Source organism: Serratia sp. Res13-Sevr-LER1-36-b, from assembly GCF_015673035.1.
Classification (GTDB): domain Bacteria; phylum Pseudomonadota; class Gammaproteobacteria; order Enterobacterales; family Enterobacteriaceae; genus Chania; species Chania fonticola_C.
On the sequence record NZ_JADACK010000019.1, the window covers coordinates 72,436 to 87,236 of the forward strand.

Annotated in this window: 12 protein-coding genes and 1 pseudogene; 10 read left to right on the top strand and 3 right to left on the bottom strand. The window is 46.0% G+C overall.

What is annotated here, in order from left to right; all coding sequences use genetic code 11:
* Window positions 1-103: 103 nt before the first annotated feature.
* The 6 genes from IMQ33_RS13675 (at window position 104) to IMQ33_RS13700 (ending at window position 7,131) form a co-directional block, all read left to right on the top strand.
* A complete protein-coding gene (locus tag IMQ33_RS13675; RefSeq protein ID WP_196062336.1) occupies window positions 104-1,459 on the top strand; it encodes an MFS transporter in 1,356 nt (451 codons plus the stop codon).
* 53 nt (window positions 1,460-1,512) lie between these two features.
* Window positions 1,513-3,090: an acyl CoA:acetate/3-ketoacid CoA transferase gene (locus IMQ33_RS13680; protein ID WP_196062371.1), complete on the top strand. Its 1,578-nt coding sequence runs from the start codon at window positions 1,513-1,515 to the stop codon at window positions 3,088-3,090.
* A gap of 65 nt (window positions 3,091-3,155) precedes the next feature.
* On the top strand, window positions 3,156-3,893 hold the full coding sequence (gene fabG / locus IMQ33_RS13685; protein ID WP_161739204.1) for a 3-oxoacyl-ACP reductase FabG: 738 nt from the start codon (window positions 3,156-3,158) through the stop codon (window positions 3,891-3,893).
* Between the two features lie 10 nt (window positions 3,894-3,903).
* Window positions 3,904-5,088 (top strand): thiolase family protein, encoded by a 1,185-nt coding sequence (locus IMQ33_RS13690; protein WP_024527957.1) that lies wholly within the window; start codon window positions 3,904-3,906, stop codon window positions 5,086-5,088.
* A gap of 219 nt (window positions 5,089-5,307) precedes the next feature.
* Window positions 5,308-6,468, top strand: coding sequence for a sugar diacid recognition domain-containing protein (locus IMQ33_RS13695; protein ID WP_196062337.1), 1,161 nt, complete (start codon window positions 5,308-5,310; stop codon window positions 6,466-6,468).
* A gap of 210 nt (window positions 6,469-6,678) precedes the next feature.
* Window positions 6,679-7,131 carry a GNAT family N-acetyltransferase gene (locus tag IMQ33_RS13700; protein WP_196062338.1) on the top strand — a complete coding sequence of 151 codons (453 nt, stop codon included), beginning with the start codon at window positions 6,679-6,681 and terminating at the stop codon, window positions 7,129-7,131.
* An 82-nt stretch (window positions 7,132-7,213) separates the two neighbouring features.
* Here IMQ33_RS13700 and IMQ33_RS26190 read toward each other — a convergent pair.
* The 3 genes and pseudogenes from IMQ33_RS26190 to IMQ33_RS13710 all read right to left on the bottom strand — a co-directional run.
* Window positions 7,214-7,294, bottom strand: a pseudogene (locus IMQ33_RS26190) (hypothetical protein); the annotation flags it as partial.
* Window positions 7,295-7,383: 89 nt separating this feature from the next.
* Window positions 7,384-7,635, bottom strand: a complete 252-nt coding sequence (locus IMQ33_RS13705) for a glutathione binding-like protein (protein ID WP_255518617.1) — start codon at window positions 7,633-7,635, stop codon at window positions 7,384-7,386.
* Between the two features lie 251 nt (window positions 7,636-7,886).
* Window positions 7,887-9,443 carry an HD domain-containing protein gene (locus tag IMQ33_RS13710; RefSeq protein ID WP_196062340.1) on the bottom strand — a complete coding sequence of 519 codons (1,557 nt, stop codon included), beginning with the start codon at window positions 9,441-9,443 and terminating at the stop codon, window positions 7,887-7,889.
* A gap of 631 nt (window positions 9,444-10,074) precedes the next feature.
* On the opposite strand from IMQ33_RS13710, the gene IMQ33_RS13715 reads away from it, so the two are divergent.
* Genes IMQ33_RS13715 through IMQ33_RS13730 form a run of 4 tightly spaced genes read left to right on the top strand, consistent with a single transcriptional unit; the run spans window position 10,075 to window position 14,672 of the window.
* Window positions 10,075-11,145, top strand: coding sequence for a CBASS cGAMP-activated phospholipase (locus tag IMQ33_RS13715; RefSeq protein ID WP_196062341.1), 1,071 nt, complete (start codon window positions 10,075-10,077; stop codon window positions 11,143-11,145).
* On the top strand, window positions 11,145-12,443 hold the full coding sequence (locus tag IMQ33_RS13720) for a cyclic GMP-AMP synthase DncV-like nucleotidyltransferase (RefSeq protein ID WP_196062342.1): 1,299 nt from the start codon (window positions 11,145-11,147) through the stop codon (window positions 12,441-12,443). Before IMQ33_RS13715 ends, IMQ33_RS13720 begins: the two co-directional genes overlap by 1 nt.
* Entirely contained in the window at window positions 12,443-14,212 is a 1,770-nt protein-coding gene (locus IMQ33_RS13725; protein ID WP_196062343.1) for an E2/UBC family protein, read from the top strand. The genes IMQ33_RS13720 and IMQ33_RS13725 overlap by 1 nt, the downstream gene beginning before the upstream one ends.
* Window positions 14,199-14,672 (top strand): Mov34/MPN/PAD-1 family protein, encoded by a 474-nt coding sequence (locus tag IMQ33_RS13730; protein WP_196062344.1) that lies wholly within the window; start codon window positions 14,199-14,201, stop codon window positions 14,670-14,672. The genes IMQ33_RS13725 and IMQ33_RS13730 overlap by 14 nt, the downstream gene beginning before the upstream one ends.
* Window positions 14,673-14,801: the final 129 nt, after the last annotated feature.

Here is a 14,801-nt window from a genome sequence, read left to right on the forward strand (position 1 = left end):
GAAACGAGCGCACCATGAGAATAACAGAGCATCTGCACCTCTAATAATAACGCAGAAAACGCAACCCTATTTAATCGCCTCATCACGAGGAGGAGTCATTATCATGTCAAACCGGCCGTTAGATATTGCATCGAAAAGCCAGGCGGCAATAACGAATGCAAAAATATATAAACACCTGATGCCATTACTGATCATTGTTTATATCATCAGCTTTATCGACAGAACCAATATCGGCATTGCCCGAGCTTCTATGTCCATCGATCTTGGGCTTTCCGCTACCGCCTATGGGCTGGGAGCCGGTCTGTTCTTTCTGACCTATTCCACCATGGAGATCCCCAGCAACCTGATCATGGCGCGGGTCGGGGCCCGATTCTGGATCACCCGCATCATGTTCACCTGGGGTGTGATTTCCGCAGGTATGGCCTTCGTCACCGGCCCCACCTCTTTCTATGTCATGCGCCTGTTGCTTGGCGCGGCAGAGGCGGGGTTGTACCCCGGTATCATCCTGTATCTTACCTACTGGTTTGGCCGTGAAGATCGCGCTAGAGCCGTCGGCATGTTCCTGCTCGGTGTCTGTATCGCCAATATTGTCGGGGCGCCACTGGGCGGCGCATTGCTCATGCTGGATGGCCTGGGTGGACTGCACGGCTGGCAATGGATGTTTATCGTGGAAGGGCTCCCGGCAGTGCTGCTGGCGTTTTATGTGTATGCCGTACTCCCTAATAAACCACGCGATGCCAAATGGCTGACCAAAACCGACATTGAGTATATTGAAAACAAGCTGGCTGCAGAGCGACCGGTCGGGGTGGATAAGAACCAGAAGTTTTCCTTTAAAACGGCGTTTACCAATAAGACCTTCATGCTGATCGTGGCGATTTATTTCACTCATCAGATTTCGGTCTACAGCCTGACCTATTTCCTGCCCAGCATTATCAACAGCTACGGCAAGATGAGCACCCTGATGCTCGGCCTGTTAACCGCCATTCCGTGGATCGCGGCAGCCTTGGGTGGCTTCTTCCTGCCCAAATATGCCAATACCGCTTCTCGCTCACGCATCATGCTGGTGTCCGGCTTTATGTCGATGGCCGTCGGTTTCCTGATTGGTGTACTGGGTGGCCCGGTATTAGGGTTGATCGGCTTCTGTATCGGTGCCTCGATGTTCTTCGTCGTGCAATCCATCATCTTTACCTACCCGGCCACGCTGATGAGCGGCCCTATGCTCGCTGGCGGGTTGGGATTACTGGCTTGCCTTGGCATTACCGGTGGGTTCTTCGGGCCCTATGTGTTCGGTCTTCTCGAGGATAGAACGGGGTCACCAAGCGCAGGCCTGTGGTTTGCCATCGTGCTGCAGACCCTTGCCATTATCGGGGCTGCGCGGGTGAAACAACCCGCAGGCAGCAAAGATAAACCGGCCAATCAATGCCCCCCGGCAGCAATGAATAGCGTGATTGAGAAATAGAGCCTAAAACGCGGTGCCATGGTGCACCGCCGCACAGAAGTAAGGTAACAATGATGAGAAATAAAGTCATTTCGGCTCAGCAGGCCGCAGAGTTAGTGAATAACGGTTCGACCCTGTGCACCATCGGCATGACATTGATTGGGGCCGCGGAGTCGATCTTGAAGGCTCTGGAAAAGCGCTTTCTTGAAACAGGAACACCGCACGGGCTGACCTATATTCACTCTGCGGGGCAGTCGAATCGTGAGCGCGGTAATCAGCATTTTACTCCGCCAGGCATGGTAAAACGCATTATTGGTTCGCACTGGGGGCTGGCACCCAAGTGGATGGAAAAGATTGCCGCCAATGAGGTTGAAGCCTTCTGTCTGCCGCAGGGGCAGATTGTCCATCTGTATACGGCCATGGCGGCCGGTCAGGCCGGGTATTTATCCAAAGTGGGGCTGGGTACCTTTATCGATCCCCGCCTGGAAGGCGGCAAGATGAATGCGTTGACCCGCTCCCTGCCAGATTTGGTGGAAGTAGTCAGCCTGCGCGAGGAGGAATATCTGTTCTATCCGGCGATCCCGCTGGATACGGTGATCATCCGTGGCACTACGGCGGATACCGCTGGCAACCTCACCTGTGAGGAAGAAGCCATGAAGCTGGAGATCCTGCAGGCGGTGCTGGCGGCGAAACGCTTTGGCGGCAAGGTGATAGCCCAGGTAAAAAACCTGGCGGAAAAAGGGAGTCTGCACCCGAAACAGATCGTAGTACCGGGCAATTTTATTGATGCCATTGTGGTGTGTGAAGACCCTGAACAAGACCACCGTCAGACCTCATCCTGGTTCTATGATCCGGCCTATTGCGGCAACCTGGTGGCCCCTGCCAGCGAAGTAGAAACGCTCCCGCTCAACATCCGCAAGGTGATTGGCCGCCGTGCTTGCCAATTCCTATCCCCAGACTGCGTGATCAATCTTGGCACCGGTATTCCCAACGATGTTATTGGCACCATCATCCATGAAGAGGGGGTGAGCGAAGCGGTCACCATCACCGTTGAATCAGGTATCTACGGCGGCGTTCAGGCCGGTGGGGTTGATTTTGGCATCGGCAAAAACCTGACCGCCATGATTAACCATCAGGAGCAGATGCTGTATTACAACGGGGCCGGAGTGGATATTACCTATATGGGGGCAGGCGAGATGGACGCTAACGGGCATATCAATGCCACCCGTATGGGAGACCGCTGTACCGGGGCTGGAGGGTTTATCGATATTACCCAAAATGCGCACCACGTGGTGTTTTGCTCCACCTTTACCGCCAAGGGGTTGGAGGTGGCATTCCAGCAAGGGCAATTAACCATCCTGCAGGAAGGCTCGGTTAAAAAGCTGGTGAGGTCGATTAACCAGATTTCCTATAACGGCGAAATAGCCCGCCAGAAAAAACAAAAAATGCATTTGGTGACGGAACGAGCGGTGTTTGAACTGACGGCGCAGGGCCCGATGCTGATAGAAATCGCCCCCGGCGTCGATCTTGAGCGGGACATCCTGCAACAAATGGAATTTATGCCACTTATTTCCCCCTCATTAAAACAGATGGATGCTGCGCTATTTTGTGACGCCCCTTTTGGCCTGAAGGAAATGCTGGCCAGGCAGTAAAAACATATTTGTTATCTCTGCGCTAATTCAGCGCGGTCAGGAATTAAAACGATAAGGAGTACCCTATGTGTTTAACGAATAAAGTGGCTATCGTCACCGGGGCCAGCCGTGGTCTTGGGCGGGGCATTGCCCAGGTATTGGCTGAAAAAGGGGCTGCCGTAGTCATTTGTGATGTCGACCAGGAAGGCGGTAATAAAACCGCAGCCGAATTGGTGAGCGCGGGCCATAAAGCCATTTTCATCGCCTGTAATATTGCCAACCGCGAAGAGGTTAATCAGCTATTTATTGCGGCCGAGCAGCAGCTAGGGCCGATAGATATTCTGGTCAATAACGCAGGAATTAACCGTGATGCCATGTTGCACAAGCTGACGGAAGAGAATTGGGATCTGGTGATGGATATCAACCTGAAAGGGACCTTCCACTGTATGCAGGAAGCCGCCGTGCGGATGCGCGAACGTGCCAGCGGGCGCATCATTAATATCTCTTCGGCCAGCTGGTTAGGCAATGTTGGGCAAGCCAACTATGCCGCTTCAAAAGCCGGGGTGATCGGCCTGACCAAAACGGCCTGCCGGGAGCTGGCAAAAAAAGGGGTTACCGTTAACGCCATCTGCCCAGGGTTTATCGAAACCGATATGACCCGCGGGGTGCCGGAAAAAGTCTGGGACATCATGATCGGCAAAATTCCTGCTGGATATGCTGGCGATCCGGTTGATGTCGGCCATTGTGTGGCCTTCCTGGCGTCCGACGAGGCACGCTATATCAATGGCGAAGTGATCAACGTCGGCGGCGGCATGGTGCTGTAAGGAGAATCGAATGAAAAATGCAAATGACATTGTCGTCGTCAGCGGCGTACGCACGGCGATCGGCACCATGGGCGGTAGCTTTAAAGATACGCACCAGCATGATTTGGGCGCTGCGGTGATCCGTGAGGCCGTGGCCCGTGCCGGGCTGCAACCCGCACAAATTGATGAGGTGGTGGTAGGTAACGTAGGGCAAATCGCGGAAAGTGGTTTTATCGCCCGCATTTGCCAACTGCGCGCGGGCTTACCAAACGAAACGACGTCCTATTCGGTAAACCGCCAGTGCGGTTCGGGTCTGCAAGCAATTGTCGATTGCATGCTGGAACTGCAAACCGGTAACGCCGAGATCACCGTCGCCTGTGGGACAGAGAATATGACTCAACTGCCCCACTATATTCGCAAGGCTCGTTACGGTTATCGCCTTGGGCACGGAGAGCTGGAAGACGGCATCGTCTCTATTTTAACCTGGCCGGAAGGCCCTTATCACAACGGTATGACCGCCGAGTTCGTCGCGGAACGTTTTCACATCAGCCGTGAGGCGATGGACGAGTTTGCCTGGTGCAGTCAGCAAAAAGCCTTGGCAGCCATCAAAGAGGGGCATTTTACCTCGCAAATCCTGCCGCTGGAGGTTCGTGAAGGCAAGAACAGCCGTCTGTTTGCCACCGATGAGCACCCAAGGGATACGCCGAAAGAAAAGTATGCGCAGCTGAAACCGGCGTTTAAAAAAGACGGCACGGTCACGGCAGCAACGTCATCAGGTATCAATGATGGGGCTGCCGCGTTAGTTGTCACTACCCGAGCCAACGCGGAAAAACTGGGGCTACCAATCCGGATGGTGATCCGAGGCTGGGCAGTGGCAGGTTGTGAGGCAGAAGTCATGGGCTTTGGCCCGGCTCCGGCAACTCGTAAACTGATGCAAAAGTTGAACATGTCGGTGCACGATATCGATCTTATTGAGTTAAATGAGGCCTTTGCTGCCCAATCATTGGCGGTAATTAACGATCTTGAGTTGGATCCGGCGAAAGTGAACGTCAACGGCGGAGCCATTGCGCTGGGGCACCCTGTTGGGGCCAGCGGGGCCATCATCGCTGTAAAACTGATGTATGAGATGGAGCGCCGTGGCGTCAATACCGGCTTAGCCACTATGTGTATCGGTGGAGGCCAAGGGATCTCTATGCTGTTTGAGCGGGAAAGGTAGTCTCTTAAGTTAGCGCAAGAGATATTTCCGGCCCTCTGCCCAAGAGAGGGTCGGATGGCAAACATCGGCTTACACATTGAGTTGCCTGAATTGTTTTAAGTTTACTACGTAGCACTGCTGATGGGTGAATAAGGTTATCGTGAAATTGGCAAGAAACATTCAATATTATATTTACCCCCCCTCACTATAATAGAGGTTTTATATCATAAAGGTATGAGTATGCTGATCACCTTAGAGCTGGCTAATACCATTGTGAAACGAGCGATGAGTATTATCCATTATAACGTTAATGTTATCGATCATCAGGGCGTAATTATCGCTTCGGGCGAACCACATAGGATCGGTGAGCGGCATGAAGTGGCATTTGAGGTGATAAAGAGCCGCCAGCGGATGACAATAGAAAATACTCAGCAGGCCGCCCGGTACAAAAATGTGCAACCCGGTATCAATCATCCGATTATCGTGGATGATCAGGTGGTTATGGTGATAGGTATCAGTGGCAATCCCGCCGCGATTGCGCGTTACGCCGAGCTGGCCATCCTGGCGGCGGAGCTGTTGATCAAACAGTCTTTAGCTATCCGGGAAATGAACTGGCAATACCGTATCAGGGATCTGCTGCTAAAACAGTATCTGGAAGTGGGCGACACAGAGAAAGGAAAGGAAATACTTCACCAGTTGGTACAGCAAGAAATCGACCTCTCTCAACCCCTGTTGCCGGTATTGATCAATATTGAAACCGGCGGGCATTTATTGGGGCAAACCATCGATCACATCCTCAATAAACTCTCACATATTTTAAAATCCCAGCGGGTAATATTGCTCAGCAATGATGAGATCCTGTTAATTATCACCGCTATCGACCAGACCGATACCACCGTTAAAGCTATTAATGCATTTATGGAAACTCAGCTGAGCCATTACACTATTGGCATTGGGATAGAGTCTGGCTCTGCCGGAGTTTTCCGCCAATCGATATTTATGATCAAAGAGATGATAGAACATGCTCGTGAGTCGTTACCACTATCGCGAGTCATTAACGGCCAGCAGTTTGCCTTTAGCGGATTGTTGAATGAAGCCAAAAGCAGCTCATTCACCCTTTATTTCAAACAGAGAATTGATAAATTGCTGATGCTGGGCACCGGTCAAATGCTGCTCAATACCTTGAGTACCTATATCGCACACAATGCCGAACTGGCAAACGCGGCGCGGGAACTTGGGGTACATCGCAACACGCTCACCTACCGGCTTAACCAGATCAAAGAAGCGACCTCATTGGATCCGTTTAACTTCAAGGAGCTTAGCCAACTGATGATTTCGCTTTACTATCATCAGGGGACGTTGCTGTCTATTACGACGGCTGGCACCAACGATCCCCCATGATGTGTCTAAACAGGTTGCTACGGCCCAGACTCACCCTCTTTGTCAGAAAACATCATTATTCACCCGGATAATCGCACAGTAAAATTCAGTATATTCATTAAGTTATGGAATGATATGATGATGACTGAACGACTAGCTGTTATCACCATTCCGGCCGTCATCAGCCCAGGGCCGTAATCTCATGGTTAAGAAACAAAGTAGGGGTTAAAGATGGAAATAAGCTGGCAGGCATTGAAGGGAAACAGCCTCAGCGCGCAGCAGTTGCATGATATTCTGGCGCTGCGCATGGCAGTGTTTGTCGTAGAGCAGACGTGCCCGTTTCAGGATATTGATGGACAGGATCTGCTTAACAGCACCCTTCACGTTGCCGGATACAGCGATGGCAAGCTTGTCGCCTACGCGAGAGTGTTGCATGTGGGTAATTCTCTGGATGCGGCCAAAATCACGCGAGTGATTGTTGATGATTCCGTCAGGGGTCAGAAACTGGGTGTCAGGCTGATGGAAAAAACCATGTCCTTAATCCACGGCGACGAACCAGGCAAGGCGATAAAGCTCTCAGCACAAACTCACCTCGTCAAATTCTATGAAGGATTCGGTTTCAAAACGGTATCCGGCGAATACCTTGATGATGGCATACCCCATAAGGATATGGAGTATACGTAGGCGTAATCCAGGCTGGGCCTTATCCGGTTTCACAAATTAGCTTTGGCCCCAACCCGCGAGGGTCAGGGCTTGACCGCGCTTATTACGCCGTGCAACCCACGGTGAGTGAATCCAGCTTCAGCGTAGGCTGGCCAACTCCTACCGGCAGGCTCTGCCCTTCTTTATACAGGATAGATTTTCTATACAGCCAAGTCCTCTCATCCCGGTTGAAGGGACAGAAGTCCAGATCACCCAACTTCTGTTTCCCTGCAGTTAAACTGGCTGCGTTGCCTCTTCTGCAGCAATCGCGGCCTGGACATGGGAGCGAGATCCAATCCGTTCCATGAACGACACCAGTACTGGCCAGTCTTTGATCTCGATATAGAAAAACGGCAACCATTTCAGAACAGTGAACAGATACACATCTGCAAGATAAAAGGTATCCATCAAGTAGTTCTGTTTCGATAGGATCTGACCCAGATATGCATATCTGTAATGACACTCTCTGGGGAAAGATATTTTCAAAGCAATACTTATATACGCCCCTCAGATTATCACCACGATTATCGAAATCAGTTTCTAATTTCACACTGAGGATTAAGTTATCGTTTCCAGTATCACATTGGACTTAAGCCAATTTTCTGCATACATCGTTTCCGCTTTCAATTTTTCCTTTATGAATAAACTGTAGCCAGCTAATCAGCAAGGTATTCCGTTTCTATCATTATCAGCTACTGCAGTTCTTTGAAAAGAATAACTGATAATGCTAGTTTCGTTTACAATGAATTTATCTCTGCCATCACAGCATCATTAATCTCGTCAATTAAAGCGGTCGGGAATGATTTTCTTCTTATATCGCGATCAATGAATACGCGTATAAAATATTTTATACTTTGATATTGGTCTAATTTATCTCCACACTGATTGAGTGGCTTTATTTTGTAAGTATTATCAACATTCTTAACTAAAAGTTTTACTTCGGTCTTATCAATATCTTTAAATGCTGTATCTGAGACAACATCAATCGAATATTCATGCTGCTTAAAATGGGAATTTAGAATAGATGATAGTTTGCCCTGCAATTTTTTTCTTAATTCCCCATCATCTTTGTCTGTAATACTTGCATTTTTAAGCGAATGCTTCGCCTCATATATTTTTGACCACGGATGTCTATTAATAATATCATTTAAAATCTTTTCATTTATGTCTTCTGTTTTTGTTTCGTAGATCCATTCTGCAACTTTTTCATTTAAGAAATAGTCATCACTACAATCCATGTAAAATTTTGTTAATGAATTAATACCATCACCACCACCATCTGAAGCTGAAGCTGAATCTGGCCAGGAAATATCCGAATCATAAACATCTGAAATAATTAAATTCCCACTAGACTTGACTATCATGTTTTCACACAACTTATTTAGCATAGATGAAAATGCTCTATTAGTTTTGTGATAATAAACCTGAGAGAATAAACTGGAACGTGCGCCAATAAACTCAGCGATGGAATCAACCCCACTTTCCTTATAAGCAAGATATATTTTCCCATTTTCTTCTACAGGAACAATAGACATGAATAAACGGTTATAATCATATATTCCACATTTTACACCAGAAAAATAACCATCTCTGAGTAAATAATCCATTCTATCAGCATCTATTGGACATGATGATATTATCGATGTCATCAACGGAAGAATATCAATCTGCGTGTCATTTATTTTTGCTAGGATATTTTTTTCTCCATACCTTTTGTCTATTATTTTAAATATATTTTCGACCTCTATTTCTTCTTTTATTTTTCCTTGTATTTTTAGATCGTTATATATAACAAGGCAAAATATTAAAGATAACTGTTCGTGTTCAACTTTTTCAGTTGGCAAGGTTAAAACATTAAGAGCTTTATGATACTTCTCATCTAAAAATTCAATTAGCTGAATTTTACTTGGCATGAAACTATCAAATTGATGAGACATCGGGCCATGGCCTATATCATGCATCAGAGCTGCAAGCCTCAACTCTTGAATATTATGTTTTGGAATCGAATTTATCTCACTAAATACCTTTCCATCATTATATTTCTTTCCATAACGAATAGCATTAAGGTGTAAATTCTTGAGTATCTCGTTAGACAAATGAAGTACGCCCAAAGAATGCTCAAAGCGGCTATGAACTGCAGAGGGGAATACTTTATATAAAAATGAGTTTTGTTTAATATTACGTAAGCGCTGATATAGGGGGTGATTGATAAAATCCATTTCTAATGCCGTCAAACGGATAATACCATGAATTGGATCAAGTATTTTTCTAGTTAACTCATTATCTATATCCATAGTTAGAACCTTTATATAACCAATTAATGTTTTGTAGGGTTGAGTATTGACTCCATAACGTCTCTTATTGAAGCGACAAGGTCAACACATTTTTTGCTATAAAATAACAATACCAAATCCGTTAATTAGCATACTTACTATTAGCAATGCTTATTTTGTAGTTTAATATCATTATTTTTTGCGTACCTCAGTCTGCTTCTTGCTCAGGACAACCCAGACCTCTTCATTTAGGCTGCTCAGCCAGATGCAAACATTCATAATTCTGATTCATATGTCAGGGACAGTCCATCGATAGGGTAGGATCGTCTACTGGGGTGCGGTTATTTCATCACCGTCTAAAAAAACCAAGTAACCACATGTAAATTAATACTTTTTTTAAAAAATTAAAATCATGGAGAGCATCGAGGGTGGTTATACACACGAGGTGAATCTTTACTTTTATGTCATGTCAGTTTAGCTCCCATCCTAATCCCTAGTTTATTTTTATTTTTTGGGTAAAATCAGAATTATAATTCATTTTTAAACAAAAAATAAGAGTTACTGACTTATTTTTAAAATACTGGTTATTTGCACATTGAAAATAAAAAAAACAGACATATTTATTAGTCATCTTTCCAAGGTGGAGCTAACAATGACCGATGTGAGTGCAGTCAATAACCATGGCGTGCGGATACTGAGTCTAAATGGTGGTGGAGCCAGGGGGATGTTTACAATCAGTGTGCTTTCAGAAATTGAGAGGATACTTGCTAGCAAGCACCTTAACCAGGACATTAAAATTGGTGACTACTTTGATCTCATTACAGGAACATCAATAGGTGGGATATTGGCTCTCGGCCTTGCTTCAGGTAAGAGTGCTCGTGAGCTGGAACGTGTCTTTTTCGATAAAGCGCATGACATATTCCCAACAAGATGGTCCCTGACCAACTTGTTTAAATCACTTTGTGCTCCTATTTACAGCAGCTCCCCTCTCCGGGAAACAATTAAAGCGATGATAGGTGATGAAACTACATTCAATGACCTCACTCGGCGAGTAATGGTCCCGGCAGTAAACCTTTCAACAGGGAAGCCGCAGTTTTTCAAAACTCCGCACAACCCTGATTTTACTCGTGACGGACCACTAAAATTGATTGATGCCGCACTTGCAACCTCTGCAGCACCAACGTACTTTTCCCCACACTATTTCGAGGATCTCCGCGCGTATTTTGCTGATGGGGGGCTGGTTGCTAACAACCCCAGTTACATCGGTCTTCTGGAAGTGTTCAGGGATATGCAGTCTGACTTTGATGTTACTCATCAAGACATACACATACTTAATATTGGTACGGTCGCTGAAGAGTACTCACTTAGTCCGAAGCTGCTAAGTAAAAAATGGTGGAATGGGTACTGCCGTCTGTGGGGAGTAGGTAAACGACTGCTGCTTACAACCATGACGGCTAATCAGCATCTTCATAAAAATATGCTCCTTCGTGAGCTTAAGCTTCATGATGCTCTCGACAACTACATCTACCTTGATGAAATTATCCCCAATGAAGCAGCCAGTGATATCACTTTGGATAATGCTAGTAAGAGTTCCCTGGAAAATCTAAGCGCAAGGGGAACACAACTCGCTAACGTGCAGTTTGCTCAGAACCAGAAGCTTAAAAATTTTTTCACTACACCTGCAAAACCTTTCAAAGACGCAATCGCGCAGGAGACAATCTGATGCATTGGGATTTTAACAATTACTATAGCCACAATGCGGATGGCTTAATCAGTAAACTCAAACTGGGCAAGACTGAATCCGATAAACTGAAAGCGCTTCGCCAGAAAGTCCGAGAGAGAACGAGGGATGTGTTTAGGGAAGCCCGTGAAGTCGCTACTGACGTCAGAAGACAGACACTGACACTTGAGAACGTCAGGTTAAAACTGGAGCAAACGAATGTGCGCTACCTTTCCCCCTCAGACCGTACGGAACTCGCACGGCTCATTTTTGAAATGAAAGATGAGGCCCGTGATGATTTCATCAAATTTCAACCTCGTTTCTGGACTCAGGGAAGCTTTCAGTATGATACGTTAAACCGTCCTTTTCATCCCGGGCAGGAAATGGATATCGATGATGGCACCTATATGCCCATGACCGTATTTGAATCTGAACCTAGCATTGGCCATACTCTGCTACTCCTGCTCGTGGATACATCCCTGAAATCGTTAGAAGCAGAAAACGATGGATGGACATTTGAAGAAAAGAATACCTGCGGTCGTATAAAAATTCCTCATGAGAAAACACACATCGACGTACCGATGTATGCGATCCCTAAAGAGCAATTCCAGAAAAAACAAACTGCAGCAGATTCAGCACACCTTATAAAGGCAGATTCGATGTTTGAGTCTGTAGCTATGAATCGGGATATGCGCGAGGCATATGTCGTTGAGTCCGATAAAGTCAATTTAGCGCTACGTGATGGGGCAAGAAGATGGTCGATCAGCGACCCCAAAATTGTTGAGGACTGGTTTAACGACAGCTGCAAACGCATCGGAGGGCACCTTCGTTCAATTTGCCGCTTTATGAAAGCTTGGCGAGATGCTCAATGGGAAGTTGGAGGTCCTTCATCAATCAGTCTGATGACTGCGGTGGTAAACATCCTCGACAGAGAGGATCATAATGGTTCAGACCTCACAGGGACCATGAAACTCGTTGCCAAGTTACTTCCTGATGAATTCTCTAATGGTCTGGAAAGCCCCGACGATACTGATGAAAATTTACTATTCCCAGCTGAGTGCGATCATAATGTGCACCAAAGAACCATCGTTGAATCTATGAAAAGTTTGCACGGTATTTTATTTGACGCTGAACGTGTAAACACTAGAGATGATGCTTTACGTAAAATTAATGAAGCATTTGGAAAGCGGGTAACTAATGCGTTGTTAATCACATCAATTGCTGCGGCTCCGGCATTTCACATTTCTCCATCCAAGGAGCCTGAGGCCGCGAAAATTAACAAAACTATGGTAAGTGGCTGATGGAGGAAGGGCGGATCCATAAAGTAATGATAAGTTGCGGGTATCGCTATACGCGTGCCCGCAATCTCCCAGAGAAGGCAATTCTGTACAGTCAGAATCGCCGACAGGGCTATTATACGAAAGAATACGAGACTGTCGCCGGTAACTTTTATGTTGCTCTGGTGCTCCGCACTGACCCCTTTACTGAACTGCCAATAGCTTGCATTTTTGAACGTCCTGAGCAATTCAGAGACCGTCTTATACCCCATATTAGTCTCGAAGGGTTACTGTGTTATGTAGAACAAATGGAGGCTGACTGGGATTCCAATAACCTGGAGGACACATATAGAGACGTTGATGCACAGATTCGCCGAACCTTAGTTAACTCAGTATCAGCAGCTATAGAAGGGCTGAATGATAAGAGAGAACTGGAAGGCGAATTTGCTGCCTACTGGCGACCCAGTGATAGCCTGTTTATTCTGTCAAATGCAAACCGGGAAAGCAGACTTAAAACCCGTTTGTCGAAATCATTTATGCCTGATGGTATAATCAGACTGGAGTATATAACGGTCGAGGAATCATCATTAGAGGACTCGGAAAGTGTTATTACAAAATGGCTCAAGCAAAGGTATCTTCACCGGAATTCGTTAAAAGAATACCTCATCAATACACACTACATTTCTGTAAACCCCAGCCGCCTTGCCGGGATGAAATGGCCTCCTGATTCATTTCGGGACTTACTGGATTGGCTTGAAAAAGTGGATCACAATGCCAGAGACAGAGTCATTGAACACATCAAAGCGGAAGGCAAGAAAAGGTACATTTTTCTCTTTGATATTTTCAATCAGGATATCTTTGCTATCTATATTGAGTTCAGCACAAAGTCTATTGATTTCAGAAGATATAAGAGATCAGCCAAAAACTCAAAAACCAAACTAGCCACAATGTTGGGCGGCAAAAACGTTTGTACAACGTATCAAAGACTAGGGGTTGTTCGCGCGGACATTAAGACACTACTTAGCCGAAATTCCCGGAGGGAAGGGGCAGCCAACCTGTCAGAAAAGCGTATAGCTCTGGTCGGTTGTGGAACAATTGGTGGGTATCTTGCGGAATTATTACTCCGGAATGGGGCTGGATGTGGCAAAGGTATCCTGCACCTTTATGATGATGATTTATACAAACCTAGTAATTTTGGTCGCCATACTTTATCGTCACATGATTTTGGGTGGTCAAAATCCCTTTCACTTGCGACAAAACTCCAAGACTCAGTGCATTTACAAACGAAGGTTGTCGGATTTGAAAAAAAATTTCTTATCAGCACAGATGTAATGCAGAAATACGACGTTATTATTGATGCTACAGGCCGCCCTCCGGTATCTAAGCGTATGGCGGCTATAGTAAGAAATATTCCATCAGAGCAAAGACCAATCGTTATTCATGCCTTTAATGATGGCAACGGACGGGCATCAAAAGTTTTCATCGATGATGGTCGTAGCTGTTATGGGTGCATGGTTTCCAATCCTGAAAAATACCGCAATGGGATCGATTCGCGATTTTACCATCTCGATATATCAAGTGAGAAAAACAAAAGTTGTGGTAGCACTTACACACCTTATGATGCTGCAGTGAGTAGTATAACTGCATCTTTGGCACAAATGGCAGTATTGAGCACTCTGGAGCCAGAGCTAAAGTGGACTTACAGTGAACATGTACTTGAGGGGGGGCGTTCGCTCAGACCTCAATTTTTGCCACACCAGCCTAATTGTCCTGTTTGTAATGAACATAAATGAATTAGTATTTATTGATAACTTTGACAATCATGTTGTTATCATGAGTGAGGTCGTGCAGCGGCTCAATTCATATCGACAAATACATTATACCAGTACCGAAGCTGGAGGGACTCTAATAGGAGAACGCCGAGGACAACACATTGTCATTACTAACATTTCAGAGCCCGGTCAGGATGACGTCAGGAGTCGTACTCGGATCGAAAGAAAAGGCGCTCACCATCAACAAAAAGTGGACGACTTATTTCAACAATCAGACGGCTTTCTTGTTTACTTGGGAGAATGGCATACACATCCGGAAGATTTCCCTCAGCCATCAGATATTGACATAAAATCATGGCTGACTGGCTTGGTTGCGACTGAAAAAATGGTCATGCTAATTGTAGGCAGAAAAGGAGTATGGTTAGGTAAAAAACATGGAAATGACATAAAAAGTTTGAAAGAGAAAATAAATATTGGCTAGAATTAGTGACTCATTACTGCTCTGAGATATTAGCTGTGTTTATCCAAAAAAATTTAAGCGAATCGCTATGGATTTAACAGGCACCTCAGATTCTATTTTAGATGACTCTGAGGTGCCGATGAACAGTAA